The organism is Sulfitobacter sp. KMM 9851, from assembly GCF_057178245.1.
Genome location: NZ_CM169991.1, coordinates 1,437,238 through 1,458,176, shown reverse-complemented (window position 1 = coordinate 1,458,176; position 20,939 = coordinate 1,437,238). Strand labels below are relative to the sequence as shown.

The window sequence follows — 20,939 nt, the reverse complement described above, 5'->3', positions numbered from 1 at the left end:
CGATTTCAGCGTCTTTTCAGCCGTTTACCTTTGATTCGCATAGCAATCGACAGGCGTCCGCGGCGCGGCGTCATTCCGCGCGCAGCAGCACCGTTGAAACCGGCGCCAGCGCCACCTGCCCGGCCCGGTCCTGCAACCCCCACAACAACAGGGCCGACACCGTATCAGGCCGCAACCGGCCCAGCATAATCACCGCACCCTCTTGGCCCGCCTTAAAGGCCGCCTGATCCAGGAAACGGCGGATCACCGTGGCGGACTGGTCCTTGCTGTCAAAATCGCGGAACACCGGATCAGCAGGCACCCCGGCCTTGCGCGCCAGTTTCGGCATTGTATTCAATCCCTTATCCTGCGTCACCAGCCCGTGACCTGACCGCGCCAGGATTTCCGTCACCTGATCCGACACATCGCGCGAGCCCTGAAAGCCGCCCCTGGTGCCTTCCAGGACGCCCACAACACCGTCGATCTTATCCAATGTCACACCAAAGGCGGTTTCCGCATCACTCGGCTGCGCGCCTTCGGGCAGGTCGATCATCACCAAGACTTCAAACCCGGCAGCGCGGTATGTCTCTACACGCTGCGCCGCATCCGGCAGGGCGCTATCCACGGCAAAGCTCAGCGGATAGGGAAAACTGCGCAGCGCCGCCAACCCGGCCGCCCCAGCAGTGACCGACGTGCCATCGTCAATCAGCACCACGGCCATCAGGGGTTTATCGCTATCCCCCTCAAATGTAACGCTATTTTCGACCAACGGACGTGGGTCTTCTTCCGCTGCGGGGGTCTCTTCCACCACGGCTTCCTCGGCCACTTCCACAGTTGTGCTGCCAGTTGTCAGGCGGTTCACCGCCACGCCAGATGACCGATCCGTCAGCCGCACGGCAGGCGTGCCAATGGCCGGACGGGTGCTGTCGGTATCGCGGTCCGCCACGTCGGGCAGTGGCACAGCCTCCGGTGTGGCCTCGGCCTCGCTCGGCACCTCTGCCACCACGGGCGCGTCGACCTGTGGCGCGCCTGGGGCATCTGGGGCGGCAGGCTCAATCGCGGCCTCGGCCGGTGCCTCCGTCACAGGCGCCACCGCGATTTCACTCTGCGGTTCACCCGCCAATTCAGGCTCCGCCTCGGGTGCCTGCGGCATTTCAGGGTTGTCAAATGCGCCTTCGATTTCGGCCACGTCGGGCGCAGGCGGCTGCGCCGGTTCGGTACTGATCGACAGCTCCTCAACCGGCTGCGGCGCCATCGGGGCCAGCGCCTGCGGGTTCGGCAAAACCGGCTCTTCCGCCTCTGGTGCCGTTTGGGACACATCGCCCGCTGCGGCAGGGGTTTGCAGCCCATCCGCCGAACCGGTTTCGGGCTGTCCCGCAGGGGTCGTCACATCGGCATCCAATTGCAGCGCATCCGGCGCCGGGGCAGCGGCCTGCGGTACCGGCTGGCTGCTGTCAGGGGCCGTATCGGCGTCGCGGCTGGCCTTGGTGGCGCCTACGACCGGGGGCGCACTGTCGGGTGCCTGGGCCGCGCCGGGTGCAGCATCGCCTACCTCTGGCGGCATCGGCAACGGTGCCAATACTGACACCACACCGGCCACACCAATGCTAACAACTCCGCCCCATAGGACACCGCTCAGAAATCCGCGCGCCATGTTCCATTCTCCTGCTGTCTGCCACCGCACCATCGGCGCGGCATTTCCCCTCACATGGCATGCCCCGCACTCTTGACGATAGGGTTCAAGCCTGAACATGTATGCGCAACCTATACCGCGTCCCCGCGTGGTTTCTCTAGTCCTAATACAAAGAAATGCCCGCCTGTGTTGCTGCTTATCGATAACTACGACAGCTTTACCTACAATCTGGTTCATTATCTGGGCAGCCTGGGCGCAGATGTGCAGGTGCACCGCAATGACGCGCTAAGCGTGGCGGATGCGATGGCAATGAACCCTGCGGGCATCTTGCTGTCGCCCGGCCCCTGTGACCCCGATCAGGCGGGCATCTGCCTGGAATTGACCCGCGCTGCCGCTGACGCACGACTGCCGCTGCTGGGCGTCTGTCTGGGCCATCAGACCCTGGGCCAGGCCTTTGGCGGCAAGGTTGTGCGCGCGGACGACATCGTGCACGGCAAACTGGGCCAGATGCACCACGACGGCACTGGCGTTTTCGCGGGTCTGCCGACACCCTTTGCCGCGACCCGCTATCATTCACTGGTGGTCGAACGCGCCAGTTTGCCCGATTGCCTGCATGTCACCGCCGCCCTTGAGGATGGCACGATAATGGGCCTGCAACACCGCGAACTGCCGCTGCACGGGGTCCAGTTTCACCCTGAATCGATCCGGTCTGACCACGGGCACGCCCTGCTGCAAAACTTCCTGAACGACATGAAAGTCCCGGCATGAGCGACGCGCTGAAACCCCTGATCGACGCCGCCGCCAATGGGCCGCTGACCCCGGAACAGGCCGTTGAGGCCTTTGAAATCCTGTTCGACGGCGAAGCGACGCCCAGCCAGATCGGCGGCTTTTTGATGGCCCTGCGGACCCGCGGCGAAACCGTCGATGAATATGCCGCCGCCGCGCAGGTGATGCGCGCCAAATGCCACGCCGTGCGCGCGCCCAAGGGCGCGATCGACATCGTTGGCACCGGCGGCGATGGTAAGGGCACGCTCAACATCTCAACTGCCGCCGCCTTTGTTACCGCAGGCGCGGGCGTGATCGTGGCCAAACACGGCAACAGGAATCTAAGCTCTAAATCAGGCGCTTCCGACGCGCTGACCCAGCTTGGCATTAACGTGATGGTCGGCGCAGCCGTGGTCGAGCGCGAATTGGCCGAGGCCGGCATCGGGTTTATGATGGCCCCGATGCACCACCCCGCGGTGGCCCACGTCATGCCCACCCGGTCAGAGCTGGGCACCCGCACGATTTTCAACATCCTCGGGCCCCTGACCAACCCTGCGGGTGTAACGCGCCAACTGACCGGGGCGTATCATCGCGACCTCATACACCCGATGGCCGAAACACTACAGCGGCTTGGGTCGGAAAAGGCCTGGCTTGTGCACGGCTCTGACGGCACCGACGAGTTGACGATCACTGGCGTCAGCTGGGTTGCCGCGCTCGAGAATGACACCGTCACGCTGCGCGAATTGCACCCCGAAGACGCAGGCCTGCCCGTGCATCCGTTTAGCGCCATTGAGGGCGGTTCCCCCGAAGAAAACACCGCCCATTTCAAAGCCTTGCTGGACGGCGTCCCATCGGGCTACCGCGATGCTGTGCTGCTGAACGCCGCCGCGGCACTGGTGGTGGCCGATGCCGCACCTGATCTCAAAACCGGGGTCGACATGGCCCGCACCAGTATCGACAGCGGCGCCGCCCGCGATAAAATTGCACAGGTTGCAAGGATAAGTCAGACCAAATGATCAAATTCGACCGCGCCGCCCTTGGCCCCTGGGCCGACCTGCCGTTCTTCAACACCACGTGGCCCGGCATCGCCGCTGCCCTTGCGGCAGAAAAGCGAGAGGTGTACCCCCCCGCAAATCAGATCTTCGCAGCGCTGGAGCACGTCCAGCCCGACGCGGTCGAGGTGGTTATCCTGGGCCAGGACCCCTATCCGACAGCCGATTACGCCCATGGCTATGCCTTTTCCGCATCCGAAGATACGCGGCCCCTGCCCAAATCCCTCGCCAATATCTTTAAGGAATTGAAAAGCGATCTGGGCGCCGCGCCCGACACTGCCGATCTAAGGTTTTGGGCCGATCAGGGGGTTCTGCTGCTGAACACCGTTCTGACCGTGCCCGCGGGCGAGGCAAAGGGCCATGAAAAGCTGGGTTGGCAGGTGTTGACCGCGCAGGTTCTTGACCGCCTGTCAGACCGTCCGCGCGCCTATCTGCTATGGGGCGATCAGGCCCAAAAGGTCGCCGCCGGGGTTGATGCAGACCGAAATCTCAAGATTGAAACCGTACACCCATCACCCTTGTCGGCGCATCGCGGATTCTTTGGCGCGCGGCCCTTTTCAAAGGTCAACGGCTGGCTGTACGAACAGGGCAAACCCGCGATAAACTGGACCAACCCCTGAGGATGCCATGACCGCCACAATTCTGGACAAGATCAAAGCCTACAAGCTGGAAGAAATTGCCGCCGACAAGGCCGCGATGCCCCTGGCCGAGGTCGAAGCCGCAGCCCGCGCGGCATCCCCGGTGCGTCATTTCGCCGATCGCCTGCACGAAGCCGCGCGAGAGGGGTACGGCCTGATCGCCGAGATTAAGAAAGCCAGCCCGTCCAAGGGCTTGATCCGCGCCGACTTTGACCCTGCGGCGCTGGCACGCGCCTATGCCGCTGGCGGTGCCACCTGTCTTTCGGTGCTGACGGACACGCCCAGCTTTCAGGGTGCCAAGGATTTTCTGATCGAGGCCCGCGCGGCCTGCGATCTGCCGGTGCTGCGCAAGGATTTCATGTACGACACCTACCAAGTGGCCGAGGCACGAAGCATGGGGGCGGATTGCATCCTGATCATCATGGCCTCGGTTTCCGACGCGCAGGCCGCCGAACTGGAAGGCGCCGCGCATGACTGGGAGATGGATGTTCTGGTCGAAGTCCATAACGCCGCCGAACTGGAACGTGCGGCCAAGCTATCCAGCCGCATGATCGGCATAAACAACCGCAATCTCAATACGTTCGAGACATCTCTTGATGTAACGCGTGAGCTGTCACAGGCGGTGCCACCTGACCGCCTGATGGTGTGCGAGTCTGGTCTGTCGACCCCGGCCGACCTTGCCGATATGGCCATCTATGGCGCACGTTCGTTCCTCATCGGAGAAAGCCTGATGCGGCAGGCGGATGTCGAACAGGCCACCCGTGATCTGCTGGCCAACCCGCTAATCCCCGGAGGTATGTGATGGCGCTGACGCATTTTGATGCCAAGGGCGACGCCCACATGGTCGACGTCTCGGACAAAGCCGTAACCGCGCGCGTGGCCGTGGCCGAGTGTCACATCAAGATGCTACCAGAAACCCTTGATATCATTACCCAAGGCCGCGCCAAAAAGGGTGACGTTTTAGGCGTGGCGCGGTTGGCTGGGATCATGGCGGCCAAACGTACTTCCGAACTGATCCCACTGTGCCACCCGCTGCCGATCACCAAGGTTGCGGTGGAATTGGCGCCCGACAGTGACCTGCCGGGACTTCGCATCACGGCCACGGTCAAAACCACGGGCCAGACGGGCGTCGAGATGGAGGCACTGACCGCAGCGTCCGTCACCGCACTCACCGTCTATGACATGGCCAAGGCGGTGGACAAGGGGATGGAAGTCGGCGGGCTGCGTGTTGTCCTGAAAGATGGCGGAAAATCAGGCCGTTACGAGGCGCCATGATCACCGTAGAAGCCGCCCTCGATGCATTGTTTGATCTGGTCACTGTGCTGCCGGTCCAAGAGGTGCCTTTGCGCGCGGCGGTAGGCCGGGTCCTGGCGCAGACCGTCACCGCCACCCGCACACAGCCGCCCTTTGCCGCGTCGTCGATGGATGGCTACGCCCTGCGCCGGGCCGAGGTCGAACCAGATGCGATGTTCAAGGTGGTGGGTGAATCAGCAGCCGGCCACCGCTATGCAGGCACGCTGCGTGCCGGGCAAGCCGTTCGCATCTTTACCGGCGCGCCGGTGCCAGACGGCGCCGATTTCGTGGTGATCCAAGAGGACGTTACCCGCCGCGGCGATCTGATCACCCTTGGCCACCGCATTGGTAACAAAGACAATATTCGGCCCGCAGGTGGCGATTTTAAGGTCGGCGATGCAATGTCTACCCCGCGTCTTTTGCGCCCCGCCGACATCGCCCTTCTGGCCGCGATGAACGTGGCTGCCGTGCCCGTCACCCGTAAACCCAAGGTTGCGATCCTCGCCACTGGCGACGAATTGGTGCAACCGGGCGAAACCCCCGGCCCGGACCAGATCATCGCCTCCAACAGCTATGGCCTCGCCGCGATGCTGGAGCAGGCCGGGGCCGAGGTGCGTCTGCTGCCCATCGCGCGCGACACCACCGCTTCGCTGACCCAAGCATTTGATCTCGCACGCGGATCTGACCTGATTATCACCATCGGCGGCGCCTCTGTCGGGGATCACGATCTGGTGGCGCCGGTCGCGGCAGAACTGGGCATGGAACCGGCCTTCTACAAGGTCGCCATGCGTCCCGGAAAACCCCTGATGGCCGGGCGGCTGCGCGACGCGGCGATGATCGGCCTGCCGGGCAATCCAGTGTCGGCGATGGTCTGCGGCGTGGTCTTTGTGGTGCCGATGCTGCGCAAGATGCTGGGGTTGGGCACGGCCCATGCCGCGCGCCACAGCGCCCCGCTTGGCCGAGACGTTGCAGCTAACGGCCCCCGCGCTCATTACATGCGCGCCCAGTTGCGCGACGGGCAGCTTTGGCCCGAAGACCGACAGGATTCGTCGCTGCTGTCTGTCTTGGCCGGGGCAGACGTGTTGCTGCTGCGCCCGCCGGGCGACGGGCCTCGCGGCAAAGGTGAGACACAGGATTATATCGCTCTCTGATTGTGTTGACACAAAACAAGAACATCCCTAGAACAAAGCGACATAAATGTTCCAGGGGGCCCCCGAATGCTGACCAAAAAACAACTCGATCTTTTGGCGTTTATCCACAAGCGGGTGCAGCGCGACGGGGTACCGCCCAGCTTTGATGAGATGAAACTCGCGCTTGATCTGCGGTCCAAATCTGGCATTCACCGGCTGATCACGGCGCTTGAGGAACGCGGCTTTATCCGCCGTCTGGCGCATCGCGCCCGCGCCATCGAAATCGTGAAATTGCCCGAAAGCCTGGGCGGCGCGCCCAACCCCGGCTTTAGCCCACGGGTCATTGATGGCGACCGGCCCGACACACCGCCACCACCCCACGCCATCACCGTTCAGGCGGGCCAGTCATACGAGGTGCCCGTGATGGGGCGCATCGCCGCCGGTGTCCCGATCGAAGCCATTTCTCAGGCGTCCCATTCTGTCACGGTGCCGGGGGGGATGATTTCGGGCAAAGGGGAACACTATGCCCTTGAGGTCAAAGGCGATTCGATGATCGAGGCCGGGATCAACGATGGCGATGTGGTGGTAATTCGTGAAACATCCGTGGCGGATAACGGCGATATCGTCGTCGCCTTGGTCGAAGACCACGAGGCAACGCTGAAGCGGTTTAAGCGCCAAGGCAGCTCCATCGCGCTTGAGGCGGCTAATCCCGCTTATGAAACCCGCGTCTTCCGTGCCGATCAAGTCAAGGTTCAGGGGCGTCTTGTCGGGTTGATCCGCACTTATTGATCACCCCTATGGCGGCGCGGCGGGCTGTTCCACAGCCGCGCGCCTGCCTTTTCGCGGGCGGTGACGATGTGCCACCCTGTGCCGCCAACTTTTGGTGACAGCGCAATCGAACCTGTACCGCGCAGACGCAGCGCATCGTATATCACGCAGTCGGCCGATGTGTCCTTTGGCACCTCGACCGATGCCACGATGATCTGCCCTGCCGCGCACCCCTGCCCGCCTTCGATAAATGCCGCCACCGCGCGTTTGCCTGACAAGTGGATCACTGCGCCCGCGTCGTTCAGCCAGCGCGCTGCAGCTTGATCCTGCGCCGCGCCATCGCCGTCGTTCTCCAGCCAATTGCGGGCCACGAAACCGGCGCCCTTGGCTTTGCTCAACGCACGGCCTTGGGGCGTCATAACCCCGACAAGCGTGCCGGTATCGGCAATCAGTACCGTCGGACGCTCGGCCCCGTGCCACAGGCCGAATGATGCGACCATCATCGGCACCCCAACCCAGCGCAACCGTCCTTGCCACAGGATCAGCACCAAAAAACCCAACGTCAGCAGCGGCAGAACCCAGGCCCCCGGCCCCGGCACATGGCCGCGGGCGCCGGGCAGCGCCGCCACCTGATCTGCGACACCAAGTATCCATTGCAGCCCCAGCCCCATTGCCCAAAGACCCACCCCATCCAGCCCCAGTACCGACAGCACCAGGGCCAGCACGGCCGCCGGGATCACCAAGACCCCCATCAGCGGCACCGACAGCAGGTTTGCCACCAGACCGAAATGCGCAATCGTGTTGAAATGCGCCGCGGCGATGGGCGCTGTGGCAAACCCCGCCACGGCAGAGGAAAGCACAACGGCCAGCGCCGGGCGCAGGGCGCGGGGGACAGCATCGCTTTTGATATCGCGCAGCACGCCAAAGACGGCCACCAGCGCCGTGGTGGCGGCAAACGACATCTGAAATCCTGGCCCCATCAGCGCCTCTGGCCGCAGCACAAGCACCAGCGTCGCCGCCACCGCGACTGCGCGCAGCGACAAGGCCCGCCGCCCGATGATCAGCGCACCCAGTGCCACCGCCACCATGATATAGGCCCGTTCCGTCGCCACATTGCCACCCGACAGGCCCAGATACCCTGTCGCCGCGATCAGCGCCGCCACCGCGGCGATACCCCGACAGGGCCAGCGCAGGGCGGTGAACGGGTGCAGCGCCAACAGCACCCGGACCGCACCAAAGACCACCGCGCTGAGCAGCCCCATATGCAGGCCCGAAATGGCCAGCAGATGCGCAAGATTGCTGGCCCGCAAATCCATCAAGGCCTTTTGGGATATGGCGCTGCGGTCGCCGGTGGTGATTGCGGCGGCGAACCCGCCGACATCGCCGGGCAGCTGCGCCCGTATCCGCGCCGAGGCCGCCATGCGCAGCCGGAACATCGCCAGCCCTGCGTGTCCCTCGTGCGCCGGGGACACGCCTAACAGCGGCACGCGGGTATAGCCGACCGCGCCTAACCGGGCAAACCACGCATGGCGTTGAAAATCAAAGCCCCCCGGTTCGACTGGACCGCTGGGAGGCGACAGATGGGCGGTCGTCATCACCCGCAGTCCCGGCGTTGCCGCGATACTGCCTTCAGCGGCGCCGTGGAGTGAAATCCGCACCTGATGAGGGGTGCGCGCAGGCGGTACGCGCGCCAGCCGCACCTGATCCAGCGTCAGCCGCAGCGCGTCGGACTGGCTGCGGTCGATCGCCACCACCCGCCCCTCGACCGGACCATAATACCGCCAGCCCAGCACCGGTTCGGCCACGCTGTGCGCCCGCATCCCCGCCAGTAAAAACCCGGTCGCCACAAGGGCCAGCGCGATGATCATAGGTGCAATATTTTCAGGCAGTCGCCACGCCAACAGGGTCAGGGCAACAGCCCCGCCCGCCACTGCGATCAGCAGCGTCAACACGGGTTCAAACCCGATGCTGAAATAGCTGCCAATCCCCGTCGCAAGACAGACAGGCACCCAGCCCATCAGGTGCCCTCGCTGGTTTGACATCATGTCGCGCAGTTGCTGTGCCAGGCCCATGCTTGCCCCCGCGGATCGCACTGGGTAGATAGGCGACAGCTTAATGAGCCGATGGTTAGCAAAAGGTAAACGCGCCCCGGCCCCGTCCGTATCTCTGACCGAAAGGCCCTGCCATGAACGCCCCCGTCGTCACCCGATTTGCCCCTTCGCCCACCGGGTTCCTGCACATCGGCGGCGCGCGCACCGCGCTGTTCAACTGGCTTTATGCGCGGGGCCGCGGCGGCAAGTTCCTGCTGCGGATCGAAGACACCGACCGCGCGCGATCTACGCCCGAGGCGACCGCCGCGATCCTACAGGGCATGGCTTGGCTGGGTCTTGACCACGACGGCGAGATCGTCAGCCAATTCGAAAACGCCCCCCGCCACGCCGCCGTGGCCTATGAGCTGCTGGCCGCGGGCAAAGCCTACAAATGTTTCGCCACTCAGGACGAGATCACCGCTTTTCGCGACACCGCAAAGGCCGAGGGGCGCAGCACGCTCTACCGCTCGCCCTGGCGCGACGCGCCAGAAGACACACATCCCGACGCGCCGTTTGTGGTCCGCATCAAAGCACCGCTAGAGGGCAGCACCGTGATCCGCGATCAGGTGCAGGGCGATGTCACGATCCGCAACGATCAACTGGATGACATGGTGCTGTTACGTTCCGATGGCACCCCTGTCTATATGCTGGCTGTGGTGGTGGATGATCATGACATGGGCGTGACACATGTGGTGCGGGGCGATGATCACCTCAACAACGCCGCACGCCAGATGATGATCTATGACGCGATGGGCTGGAACGTCCCGGTCTGGGCGCATATCCCGCTGATTCACGGGTCGGACGGCAAGAAACTAAGCAAACGCCACGGCGCGCTGGGGGCGCAGGAATATCAGGCCATGGGCTATCCTGCGGCAGGTATGCGCAACTATCTGGCGCGTCTGGGCTGGAGCCATGGCGACGATGAATTCTTTACCGACGCCCAGGCCCAGGCATGGTTTGATCTGGACGGTATTCGGCGCAGCCCGGCGCAATTCGACCTGAAAAAGCTGGAAAATATCTGCGGGCAGCATATCGCTGCGGCCGATGATGCCGCGCTGCGGCATGAGATCCAGACCTACCTTGCCGCCGCAGGACAGCCTGCCCTGACGGAAGCGCAAGCGGACCTGTTGGAGCAAGGCATGTACTGCCTCAAGGAACGGGCCAAAACATTCCCAGAACTCCTTGAAAAAGCAGAGTTTGTTCTGGCCAGCCGCCCGATCACCCCAGACGAGAAAGCAGCCAAGAATCTTGATTCGGTATCCCGTGGCATACTGTCGGAATTGACGCCGCAGTTGCAAAATGCTAGCTGGAACAAAGAAACGCTGGAGGAGGTGCTGAACGGCTTTGCCGCCGCTCATGACACCAAATTCGGCAAGCTGGCGGGGCCCCTGCGCGCGGCTCTTGCTGGCCGGGCAGTCACCCCATCGGTTTTTGACATGATGCTGGTGCTGGGGCGCGATGAAACCCTTGCCCGCCTGACGGAGGCTGCACTCTGAGATTTGGTTAACCACTTCTCAACGTGGCCGGATATAACAGACAGGGACTGCCCCCCGTTTCGGGGCAAAGCCCAGACGGCGGGCGCGCCCCGCAGCCAACATTCGGGAAGGGATTCCATGACCAAAAGCGATAAATCCGCGACACTGACAATTGACGGCACCGACTACGAACTGCCGATCTATACGCCGTCCGCCGGCCCGGATGTGGTGGACATTCGAAAGCTCTATGCGCAGGCCAATGTCTTTACCTATGATCCCGGGTTCACGTCGACTGCCGCATGCGACAGCACCATCACCTTTATTGATGGTGACAAGGGCGTGCTGCTGCACCGGGGCTACCCGATTGAACAATTGGCAGGTAAATCCCATTACCTCGAAGTCTGCTTCCTGCTGCTGTACGGCGAGCTGCCCTCCCCCAAAGAGCTGGAAGATTTCGAAGCGCTCGTGACCAACCACACCATGCTGCACGAGCAGATGATGTACTTCTTCCGTGGTTTCCGCCGGGATGCGCACCCGATGGCCGTGATGGTCGGTGTCGTTGGCGCGATGAGCGCATTCTACCACGACAGCACCGATATCGCTGACGAGCACCAGCGCGAGGTCGCGTCGATCCGCCTGATCGCCAAGATGCCGACAATTGCCGCGATGGCGTATAAGTACACGGTCGGCCAGCCGTTTGTGTACCCGCGCAACGATCTGGATTATGCGTCGAACTTTCTGCGCATGTGTTTCGCCGTGCCTGCCGAGGAATACGAGGTCAACCCGATCCTCAGCCGCGCGATGGACCGGATTTTCACGCTGCACGCCGATCACGAACAGAACGCGTCGACCTCGACAGTGCGTCTGGCGTCCTCTTCGGGGGCCAACCCGTTTGCCTGTATCGCGGCGGGTATTGCCTGCCTCTGGGGCCCTGCCCATGGCGGCGCCAACCAGGCCTGCCTCGAGATGCTCAAGGAAATTGGCACGCCCGACCGCATCCCCGAATTCATTGCCCGCGCCAAGGACAAGAGCGATCCGTTCCGCCTGATGGGCTTTGGCCACCGCGTGTACAAAAACCACGATCCGCGCGCGACCGTGATGAAGGAAAGCGCCGATGAGGTGCTTGAGCTTTTGGGTGTCGAGAACAACCCGATCCTTCAGGTTGCCAAAGAGTTGGAAAAACAGGCGCTCGAAGATCCGTATTTCGCGGAAAAGAAACTGTTCCCGAACGTAGATTTCTATTCGGGCATCATCCTCGAAGCGATGGGTTTCCCGACGTCGATGTTCACCCCGATCTTTGCACTGTCGCGCACCGTCGGCTGGATTTCGCAGTGGAAGGAAATGATCGCCGACCCACAGAACAAAATTGGCCGTCCGCGCCAGTTGTACTTGGGCGAAACCCAGCGCGATTACACCGACATCGAAAACCGCTAACAACCTACAACGCCCCGGTCCTGCCGGGGCGTTTTGCTATTACCCCCGACGTCGCCGCTGTTGACGTAAGGGCAACAATCAGCGCCTGCGGCGGCACCTGCAACTGGCACGGCAAAGGTCAGAACCGCGAATCGCCTGCGCCGTTACCGTATGCGATCATTGCAAAATCATCGTTTCTGGACAGGACTGTTGCAGCGGTCTGTGACGGTATCGAAACATACCCTCTGGAAACATGGCAGAATTATGGCATTGTTTCGCCCCACCGCACAATGACACGCACCTGCTTGACCGGTTGAACACTTCGCAGATAGTTTGCCTGTATCAAAGGTCTGGAGTGGTAAAATGGATTTCGCAGGTGTCGTTCCGATGGTTAGCCGAGTGTCTGGCCGCGCCATGACCACTTTGATTTTGATGCCACTTGTGGCACACTCAATGGGTGTACTGCCAAGTCCGCATAACACCGGAAGGAGTAAACGATGAACACCTTTCGATCCGGCAAGGGCCGACGACTTGACTGCGCAGCGTCCCTGATGCCGCGCTCCGACCCCTCTGACGAGGGACCACACGGCGCGTTGATCCCCGATACTCTGCATGACCGCGATCAAATTGCCGTTGTCTATGACAAGGGACAGAGGCCGCCCGAAATCACCATCACCAAAGTGTCCGGCACCGTCCATACTGTGCTGGCTGATGGCGTGGCTGTGGCGGTTGTGGCGCGGGCCACGGGCCCTGCGCCGTCGGTCGATGACGTGTTATTGATCGAACGGTCGACCTGAAACACTCCAGACCGATTAGCGGCCCTCGAACTTTGGGCTGCGTTTTTCTGTAAAGGCCATGACGCCTTCCTTGAAATCGCGCGACTTGCCGCATTTGCCCTGTTCCTGGGCCTCCAGCGTCAGCTGATCCTCAAACCCATTGTCCCAGCTTGCCCGCAGTGCGGTCTTGGCCGCCGCGTAGGCCGCCGTCGGGCCTGCCGCAAGCTGTGCCACCTTGGCCCGCCAATGCGCATCGAAATCGGCATCCGGCACCGCTTGCCAGATCATGCCCCAGTCATCGGCCTGCCGGGCGCTGATCTTGTCGGCGAACAGCGCGGCACCCATTGCCTTGGCCATGCCCATCTGACGTGGCAGTGCATAGGTGCCGCCCGCGTCAGGGATCAACCCGATCCGGGTAAACGCCTGCATGAAGTAAGCAGATTCAGTGGCAAAAACCACATCCGCTGCCAGGGCCAGATTGGCCCCCGCCCCGGCCGCAGCGCCATTCACTGCCGCAATCGTCGGCACCGGACATTCCACAATGGCGCGCAGCATTGGCGCGTATTCGTCCCGCAGGGTGCGTTCCAGATCGACCGAGGCCGCCGTGGCACGGTCGCCCAAATCCTGACCCGAACAAAATGCCCGGCCAGCGCCCGTCAGCACCACCACGCGCGCCTCCTTGCCGCCCCGCTTGACCGCGTGGGTGATTTCGGCGCGCATCTGGGTGGTGAGCGCGTTCATCTTGTCTGGCCGGTTAAGGGTGATCAATGCGATGCCGTCGCTCAGCGCATAGGTGAGAGTACTATAATCCATCTCGGGTTCCTTGGCCTGTGGCTTGGGATTGGGCTTGCCACTTCATATCAAAGCAGTGCTGCACTGCCAGTAAAACCGCACGTCACGGATCGAGAATGTCGCGCAAACGTGCCTCTTCCTCGGGGCTAAGCGGTATCTCGGCGGCATTCTGACCGCGGGCGCGACCCCGCAAATAGAACCCGCCAAGCCCCCCAGCAAGCAGCAACATCAGCGGCCCCGCAGCCCACAGCAGCCAGTTGGCCCCGGTAACCGGCGGGTTCAGCAAAACATATTCGCCGTAACGTGCCACGATAAAGTCGACCGCTTCGGCATCGCTATCGCCTTCGACCAGCCGCTCGCGCAGCAGCAGACGCAAGTCGCGCGCCAGGCTGGCATTGCTTTCGTCGATGTTTTCGTTGCGGCAAACCAGACAGCGCAGCCCCTGAGACAGTTCACGCGCCCGCGCTTCAAGCACCGGGTTATCCAACACCTCGTCCGGCTCTACCGCCATCAGCGGCGCGGCCAGCAGCATTAGAATCAAAACCAGACGTTTCATTCTGCCGCCACCGCCGCTGCGTCCTTGCGCGCCCCGGCAGCAATACGGAAACGTCGGTCACTCAGGCTCAGCAACCCGCCAAGCGCCATCATAGCGCAGCCAATCCAGATCCAGATCGTCATCGGTTTGATATAGGTCCGCACCGCCCAGCCACCGCCATCCTGCGCATCACCAATCACCACATAGACGTCGCGCGCGAGATTGTAGTCAATGGCGGCCTCCGTGGTCGGCATCTGCGCCACCGGGTAAAACCGTTTCTCAGGCCGCAGTTGCGCGATTTCCTGTCCGTCACGGGCCAGCGTCACCTGCGCCATCGTCGTCAGGTAATTGGGTCCCCGTTCCTCGTTGACCCCCGTCAGTGTCAGCGTATAGGCGCCCACATCAAAGGCCTCGCCAATGCGCGCGACGCGAATATCGTCCACCGCCCAGGCCATCAGGCCCGAAATGCCCGCCATCGTCACGCCAAGACCGGCATGCGCGGTCGCCTTGCCCCAATCGGCACGTCGCAGGCGCCGCAACCGACCCCAACGCCCCGGCCCACGGCCCAACCGCTGCATCACGTCCACGCCTGTACCCATGATCAGCCAGGCCCCCAGGAACATGCCCACAGGCCCTAACAGCCCGCGACCCGACTGTATCGCAAAGACCAGCCCCCCCAGCGCCACCGCCAGCACAAACACATAGCGCAGCGGATACAGCGCCCGCCCGATCCGCGCCCGTTTCCAAGGCATCGCACTGCCGACTGGCAACACCAGCCCCAGCACCACCATAAAAGGCGTAAAGGCAGCGTTAAAGAACGGTGGTCCAACGCTCAGTTTGCGGTCAAAGAACATCTCGGCCAGCAACGGCCACATGGTGCCGACAAAGACCACGAAACAGGCCACCGCCAGCAGCAAGTTGTTCACAATCAACGCAGATTCCCGGCTGACGAGGCCAAAAACCCCACGCGCCTCCAGCGCACCGGCGCGCAGGCTGAATAGGATCAGCGCCCCGCCGGTGAACAGACCCAGAATGGCCAGAATGAACAGCCCGCGTTCGGGATCGTTGGCAAAGGCATGTACCGACGTCAGCAGGCCCGAGCGCACGATGAACGTACCGATCAGCGAAAACCCAAAGGCAAGGATCGCAAGCAGGATCGTCCAGCTTTTCAAGCTTTCGCGCTTTTCCACGACGATGGCCGAGTGGAGCAGCGCCGCCGCCAAGAGCCAAGGCATGAACGATGCGTTTTCCACCGGGTCCCAGAACCAGAAACCGCCCCAGCCCAATTCGTAATAGGCCCACCACGATCCCAGTGCGATGCCGATGGTCAGGAATATCCACGCGGCCAAGGTCCAGGGCCGCACCCAGCGCCCCCATGCGGCATCCACACGCCCCTCGATCAGCGCCGCCACGGCAAAGCTGAACGACATGCTTAGCCCCACATATCCGAGATACAAGAATGGCGGGTGAAAGGCCAAACCTGGGTCCTGCAGCAGCGGGTTCAGATCCTGCCCATCAAAAGGCGGCGTCGCCATACGCAAAAACGGGTTCGACGTGAACAGGATAAAGGCCAGAAAGGCCACGCCAATTGCCGCCTGCACCGACAGTACCCGCGCCCGCAGACTTGGCGGCAGATTTCCACCAAACCACGCCGCCATCGCGCCAAACAGGGCCACAATCAGCACCCACAGCAGCATCGACCCCTCGTGATTCCCCCAGGTGCCACTGATCTTGTACAACAGCGGCTTGGCCGAATGACTGTTGGCAACCACCAGGCGCAGGCTGAAATCCGACGAAATGAATCCCCACATCAACGCCCCAAAGGCCAGCGCGATCAGGGCAAACTGCGCCCCCGCAGCAGGTTCGGCCACCGCCATCAGGGCCGCATTGCGCCGCTGGGCGCCCCACATGGGCACCACCATCTGTATCAGCGCGACCCCAAAGGCCAGCACCAGTGCGAAATGTCCAAGTTCTGTAATCATAGCGCAAACTATAGGGGGCCGAAGCCCCCTAAGCCATGCCAATCTGCGCCGCCTGACTGCGCAAAGCGTCGCAGTCAGAGTTCCCGCCTGCGCCAGGCCGCAAGGGCTGCGTTGGCGTCAGGCTGAACCACAGCCAATGTCAGCCGCGCGTCCTTGCCCGTCGCAGCCGCGCGCACCGCATCGGCGCGTAAGTCGCGCAGCGTTTCGATGTTCTCTACCACCTGCGGCACCCGCGCCATACTGCCCACGATCGCGGCCTGAAAATCCTGCGCCTTGGCCTGATGCCGCGCGCCAAAGTAGAACGATACGATCACCCCCAGCAGCCACCACAGCGGTTCTGGCACCAGCGCAATTCCCTGCATCCGTTCAGAAAACCACAGCGGATTTACCATGGCCGAAACAAACAGGCCCAGCGTGCCAAGCGCCAGCATCGGGCGCGGCAGACGGTTCACCCCATCCATGAACCGATCAAACCCGCCCTGCCGGGCAACGGCAAATTCGGCGCCATATTGTGCCATAGCCTGCCCCTGCACCACCTGCGCGCGTTGCGCACCTGCCTCGGCGTTTTCGCGAAACACCTCGACGGTTTCGCGCACGACGTTGCGGTTGCCGCCAAATATCATGCTAAAAATCCGTTCGATCATCGCCATTCTGCCACCCTTTGCTCAAATGCCGCCTTGCTCAGATGGTACTGCGGTGTGATGAATTCCTCGGCTCGCCTGATCCAGCCCCCCTTGCCGCCCGCACGGTTGCGGGCATATTTGCGGCTGGCGGGGCGTCTGTCGGCCAGACGAAAGTAGTAGTTTCGCCGCGCGATCCCGTAGGCATCAACCAGATGATCTGGTGCCGCGCGCATCGCGGCATGGGCGGCGGCAATGCTCTGCGGCCCCAGCGCACCGTCGACCGCGATATCATGGCCCATGTCGCGCAGCAGCCGTTGCAGAATTTTCACCGCGTTGCCGCCCGCGTTGACATACATATCAAACACCGTCGCGTGCAGCGGTTCCGGCAACTCCGCAATCAGCGGTGCGTCGAAATAGTGTTTGATAAATATCTCGACCGCCTGCGCCCGCGTCAGGCTGCGCACATCCGACACGTCGACCCGGCCATCCCCGGTCAGATCCAGCCCCAACCGCCGCATCGTGTGGATCGTGACACCAAAATTCGTGGCGCCGCCCGGATCATCGCGATCATTCACAAAGCCACCCTCGCGGGCCACGATGCCTTGCGCAATGTCATGAACAGACTGCATTTCCACCGCTCCTTACCGTTTCTATGCGGCAAGTCTGGGCAGAACTTCGTTAACGATGACGATAGACAGCGTACGCTGTCAGCTGTCGTTTTCGCGGTAGACGCCTTGTTCCTTCAACGCGTCAACGACTTCTTTAGGCATGTATGTTTCATCATGTTTGGCAAGTATTTCAGTGGCTTCAAAGACACCGTTAATGTAGCTACCGGTGCCGACCATGCCCTGGTTCTCCTCGAAGAGGTCAGGCAACACACCCTTGTAGATCACCGGCACCGTCGCCCCGCCGTCGGTCACGCTAAAGCGGATCGTCTCGCTTTCGCCGCGTACCAGCGTGCCTTCTTCGACCAGACCACCGATGCGAAACACCTCTGCCGGGCCGGGCGGCTCGGCGATCACCTGACTGGGAGCACGGAAATAGTTGATGCCGTCGCGCAGGGCATAGCCGATCAGCACGCTGGACAGCGTCAAGGCCACCACCGCAACGGCGATCACCTGAATACGGCGCTGTTTTTTTAGGCTCTTCATGACATCCTCATGGGAACAACGGCGCCATCATAAGGCCGTCTGTTTCGTCCAGACCCAGCATAAGGTTGGCGTTCTGAAGGGCCTGACCACTGGACCCTTTGGTCAGGTTGTCCAACGCCGCCACCACGATCGCCCGCCCCTCGATCCGGTCTGCGACAACACCGATGTGGCAAAAGTTCGACCCGCGGATATGTCGCGTGCTGGGGGCTTCGCCCATGGGCAGCACTTCGATGAACGGTTCACTCTCATAGGCTGAATTCAACGCATTATGAATGGCTTGCGCGTCACCCTTAACATAGCAGGTCGCAAGGATTCCGCGGTTGGCAGGCACCAGATGTGGGGTGAATTGCACCTTTACCGGCCGCCCTGCCAGTGCGGAAAATTCCTGATCAAATTCGCCCAGGTGCCGATGTGTACCACCCAATGCATAGGCGTGATAGCCCTCGCTCAGCTCGGCATGCAGCAGGTTTTCCTTCAATGACCGCCCCGCGCCAGAAACGGCGCATTTCAAGTCCATGATGATCTCGTCCAGATCAATCACCCCGGCGCTGATCAACGGGCGCAGGGCAAATTGCCCCGTCGCCGCGTTACAGCCCGTGCCCGCCACCAGACGGGCCTTGGCGATTTCGTCGCGGTAAAATTCGGTCAGCCCGTAAACAGCTTCTTCCTGCTGTTTGAGGGCGGCATGTTTGTTACCGTACCACTTGGCATAATCTTCGGGATCGCGCAGGCGGAAATCGGCGGAAAGATCGACGATCTTCAGGTCCGCAGGCAGCGCCGCGATAACCTCTTGAGACGTCTTATGCGGCAATGCGCAGAAACACAGATCGATCTGTGAAAAGTCGATATCCTCGATGGTGACCAGCGGCGGCAGGTCCATATGGCGCAGGTGTGGAAACACCTCTGCCATGCTTTGCCCGGCCTTGGAGTTGCCCCCCAAGGCCTTGATTTTCATAGATGAGTGTCCAGCGATCAGCCGGATCAATTCTGCCCCGGTATAGCCAGAGGCGCCAAGGATGGCGATGTTATGTGTCATGTCAATTTCCGTCGATATCATATCAGGTTAGCGCAAGGTCAGGCGGCAGCAAATGTGATTTGTCGTCGCAGGAACTGTGTCGCTCGGGTGCTGACACGAACGGGGTCTCCCGTCGTCAGAAACGCGGCCTGCCCCTCGCCCATCATGCCCGGATGCCGTTCAAGGTAGTCGGCCAGCGACGCGGCAACCAGCGATGCCTGACTGAACACCTGCACCTGCGGGCCCAATGCCTCCTGAAACACCTCCTGCACCAGCGGATAATGGGTACAGCCCAGCACAGCCGCCTGCGGTTCCGGCATCTTGCGTTTCAGCGCATCCACATGGCTGCGCACCAACGCTTCGGCCAGAATGAAATCGCCGTCTTCGATGGCATCGACAACACCACCACAGGCCTGCGCCTCAACGTCGACCCCGATGGCGCGAAACGCCAGTTCGCGCTGGAACGCGCGGGTGGCCACGGTGGCCGGCGTGGCAAAGAGCGCCACATGTTTCACCGCAACTTCGCGGGGCGGCGAATTATCGCCCCACTGGCGTTCGGTCATTGCCTCGATCAGCGGGACAAACACACCCAAGACGCGTTTGCCCTGCGGCACCCAGCCTTCCTGCATCCGGCGCAACGCCGCCGCCGAGGCAGTGTTGCAGGCCAGGATCACCAGATCACAGCCCGCATCGAACAGCCGCTGCACCGCCGCGCAGGTCAGGTTATAGATGTCATCCGCCGTGCGCACACCGTAGGGCGCATGGGCGCTGTCGGCGAGATAGACAAACTCCACCTCTGGCAGACGTTCCTGCACCTTTTCCCAGACGGTCAGCCCGCCCAATCCCGAATCAAAAATACCGACTGCCATGGCTTTTCCGTCACCTGTCGGCGCGATGCCGATCCTCAAATTCATACCCCAGATCAAAGCGTTTGTCGGGGTTCGGTGACAACTCATAAGTGGCTTTGCGCAGGAAATCCATCATCCCTTTTGCGTCGCCCACCATAGGCTGCAACGCGCCGCGCGGGATGGCTGTGCCGATCGCCACGCGCACCGGGGTGTCGACCCGTTTGCGAAATTCCTTGATCAGCAACCCCATGCGCAGGTTGGCATGCAGGTGGCTCGCGATCTGAAACAACCGGCCCGTGTGGCCATCGAAATAAATCGGCACGACTGTGGCGTTCGATTTGGCAATCATCCGCGCGGTAAAGCTGCGCCAGCGCGGGTCCATCGGCGGCCCAAACGGCGTGGCCCCGGTGCTGACGGTGCCACCCGGGAAGATGCCCACGACGCCGCCCTGCCCCAGATATGCCAGCGCGGTCTTGCGGGTCTCAAGGTTCAGCGCCAGCGCCGCCTTGTCGGTGTCAAAGCTGATCGGAAGAAGGTTGCGTATGAGATCGGGCGCGCGGTTGAATACCGAATTGGCCATGATGCGGAAATCTCCGCGCGTGCGCGAAAGGATGTGGCCTAACATCAGCCCGTCCAGAATGCCGTAAGGGTGATTGGCAATGACAATCAGCGGTCCGTCACTTGGGATATTGTCGAGGGTGCCGCCCACAACCTCAAGGCTAAGCCCATATCGGTCGACCATGACGTCGAAAAAGCTCTCTCCGCGCGCAACCGCATCCTCATAGCCGCGCGCGCGTTTGACCAACGACAGGCGCCCCGTCGTATTCTCCATCGCTCGGATCAGCGCCCGCCCCCCCTTGGATCGGGCAGAATGGGCATAGCTGATGTCACGTGCGGTTCTCAACGACTGCGATTTCACTGCTGTCTCCGGCGTTAGGGGCCAAGGCAGGTTTGCCCTGACCCCTTTATGGCAGTTCTGCA

21 protein-coding genes are annotated in these 20,939 nt (G+C 62.2%); 10 read left to right on the top strand and 11 right to left on the bottom strand.

Going from position 1 to position 20,939, the window contains the following annotated elements:
* Positions 1-70: 70 nt before the first annotated feature.
* Positions 71-1,633 carry a divergent polysaccharide deacetylase family protein gene (locus AC1965_RS07105; RefSeq protein WP_483886585.1) on the bottom strand — a complete coding sequence of 521 codons (1,563 nt, stop codon included), beginning with the start codon at positions 1,631-1,633 and terminating at the stop codon, positions 71-73.
* Positions 1,634-1,798: 165 nt separating this feature from the next.
* On the opposite strand from AC1965_RS07105, the gene AC1965_RS07100 reads away from it, so the two are divergent.
* From AC1965_RS07100 to lexA, 7 genes are all read left to right on the top strand, one after another.
* Positions 1,799-2,380: an anthranilate synthase component II gene (locus AC1965_RS07100; RefSeq protein WP_483886584.1), complete on the top strand. Its 582-nt coding sequence runs from the start codon at positions 1,799-1,801 to the stop codon at positions 2,378-2,380.
* Positions 2,377-3,393 carry an anthranilate phosphoribosyltransferase gene (gene trpD / locus AC1965_RS07095; protein ID WP_483886583.1) on the top strand — a complete coding sequence of 339 codons (1,017 nt, stop codon included), beginning with the start codon at positions 2,377-2,379 and terminating at the stop codon, positions 3,391-3,393. Before AC1965_RS07100 ends, trpD begins: the two co-directional genes overlap by 4 nt.
* The gene (locus AC1965_RS07090) at positions 3,390-4,049 is read left to right on the top strand and encodes a uracil-DNA glycosylase (RefSeq protein ID WP_483886582.1); all 660 of its coding nucleotides are present in this window, start codon (positions 3,390-3,392) and stop codon (positions 4,047-4,049) included. The genes trpD and AC1965_RS07090 overlap by 4 nt, the downstream gene beginning before the upstream one ends.
* A gap of 7 nt (positions 4,050-4,056) precedes the next feature.
* Positions 4,057-4,869 (top strand): indole-3-glycerol phosphate synthase TrpC, encoded by an 813-nt coding sequence (gene trpC, locus AC1965_RS07085; RefSeq protein WP_483886581.1) that lies wholly within the window; start codon positions 4,057-4,059, stop codon positions 4,867-4,869.
* Positions 4,869-5,342: a cyclic pyranopterin monophosphate synthase MoaC gene (moaC, locus tag AC1965_RS07080; RefSeq protein WP_483886580.1), complete on the top strand. Its 474-nt coding sequence runs from the start codon at positions 4,869-4,871 to the stop codon at positions 5,340-5,342. Before trpC ends, moaC begins: the two co-directional genes overlap by 1 nt.
* Entirely contained in the window at positions 5,339-6,511 is a 1,173-nt protein-coding gene (locus tag AC1965_RS07075) for a molybdopterin molybdotransferase MoeA (RefSeq protein WP_483886579.1), read from the top strand. Before moaC ends, AC1965_RS07075 begins: the two co-directional genes overlap by 4 nt.
* A gap of 66 nt (positions 6,512-6,577) precedes the next feature.
* Positions 6,578-7,279, top strand: coding sequence for a transcriptional repressor LexA (gene lexA / locus AC1965_RS07070; RefSeq protein ID WP_483886578.1), 702 nt, complete (start codon positions 6,578-6,580; stop codon positions 7,277-7,279).
* Here the strand turns inward: lexA and AC1965_RS07065 are convergent.
* A complete protein-coding gene (locus tag AC1965_RS07065) occupies positions 7,273-9,330 on the bottom strand; it encodes a ComEC/Rec2 family competence protein (RefSeq protein WP_483886577.1) in 2,058 nt (685 codons plus the stop codon). The genes lexA and AC1965_RS07065 overlap by 7 nt on opposite strands.
* Positions 9,331-9,443: 113 nt before the next feature.
* Between AC1965_RS07065 and gltX the strand changes: the two genes are divergently transcribed.
* The 3 genes from gltX (at position 9,444) to AC1965_RS07050 (ending at position 13,033) form a co-directional block, all read left to right on the top strand.
* Positions 9,444-10,844: a glutamate--tRNA ligase gene (gene gltX, locus AC1965_RS07060; protein WP_483886576.1), complete on the top strand. Its 1,401-nt coding sequence runs from the start codon at positions 9,444-9,446 to the stop codon at positions 10,842-10,844.
* A gap of 117 nt (positions 10,845-10,961) precedes the next feature.
* A complete protein-coding gene (locus AC1965_RS07055; RefSeq protein WP_483886575.1) occupies positions 10,962-12,257 on the top strand; it encodes a citrate synthase in 1,296 nt (431 codons plus the stop codon).
* Between the two features lie 476 nt (positions 12,258-12,733).
* Complete coding sequence (locus AC1965_RS07050) at positions 12,734-13,033, top strand: hypothetical protein (protein ID WP_483886574.1); 300 nt, start codon at positions 12,734-12,736, stop codon at positions 13,031-13,033.
* Between the two features lie 15 nt (positions 13,034-13,048).
* Here the strand turns inward: AC1965_RS07050 and AC1965_RS07045 are convergent, their stop codons facing one another.
* The 9 genes from AC1965_RS07045 to AC1965_RS07005 all read right to left on the bottom strand — a co-directional run bounded on the left by AC1965_RS07045 (position 13,049) and on the right by AC1965_RS07005 (position 20,877).
* A complete protein-coding gene (locus AC1965_RS07045) occupies positions 13,049-13,825 on the bottom strand; it encodes an enoyl-CoA hydratase-related protein (protein ID WP_483886573.1) in 777 nt (258 codons plus the stop codon).
* 82 nt (positions 13,826-13,907) lie between these two features.
* Positions 13,908-14,360: a cytochrome c-type biogenesis protein gene (locus AC1965_RS07040; RefSeq protein ID WP_483886572.1), complete on the bottom strand. Its 453-nt coding sequence runs from the start codon at positions 14,358-14,360 to the stop codon at positions 13,908-13,910.
* Positions 14,357-16,321, bottom strand: a complete 1,965-nt coding sequence (locus AC1965_RS07035) for a heme lyase CcmF/NrfE family subunit (protein ID WP_483886571.1) — start codon at positions 16,319-16,321, stop codon at positions 14,357-14,359. Before AC1965_RS07035 ends, AC1965_RS07040 begins: the two co-directional genes overlap by 4 nt.
* Before the next feature lie 74 nt (positions 16,322-16,395).
* Positions 16,396-16,971 (bottom strand): holin family protein, encoded by a 576-nt coding sequence (locus tag AC1965_RS07030; RefSeq protein ID WP_483886570.1) that lies wholly within the window; start codon positions 16,969-16,971, stop codon positions 16,396-16,398.
* Positions 16,962-17,573: a holin-associated N-acetylmuramidase gene (locus tag AC1965_RS07025; protein ID WP_483886569.1), complete on the bottom strand. Its 612-nt coding sequence runs from the start codon at positions 17,571-17,573 to the stop codon at positions 16,962-16,964. The genes AC1965_RS07030 and AC1965_RS07025 overlap by 10 nt, the downstream gene beginning before the upstream one ends.
* A 78-nt stretch (positions 17,574-17,651) precedes the next feature.
* Positions 17,652-18,095 carry a cytochrome c maturation protein CcmE gene (ccmE, locus tag AC1965_RS07020; RefSeq protein ID WP_483886568.1) on the bottom strand — a complete coding sequence of 148 codons (444 nt, stop codon included), beginning with the start codon at positions 18,093-18,095 and terminating at the stop codon, positions 17,652-17,654.
* A gap of 7 nt (positions 18,096-18,102) precedes the next feature.
* Entirely contained in the window at positions 18,103-19,131 is a 1,029-nt protein-coding gene (gene argC / locus AC1965_RS07015; protein WP_483886567.1) for an N-acetyl-gamma-glutamyl-phosphate reductase, read from the bottom strand.
* A gap of 38 nt (positions 19,132-19,169) precedes the next feature.
* Complete coding sequence (locus tag AC1965_RS07010) at positions 19,170-19,979, bottom strand: glutamate racemase (RefSeq protein WP_483887002.1); 810 nt, start codon at positions 19,977-19,979, stop codon at positions 19,170-19,172.
* 10 nt (positions 19,980-19,989) lie between these two features.
* Positions 19,990-20,877, bottom strand: a complete 888-nt coding sequence (locus AC1965_RS07005) for a lysophospholipid acyltransferase family protein (protein WP_483886566.1) — start codon at positions 20,875-20,877, stop codon at positions 19,990-19,992.
* Between the last annotated feature and the right edge of the window lie 62 nt (positions 20,878-20,939).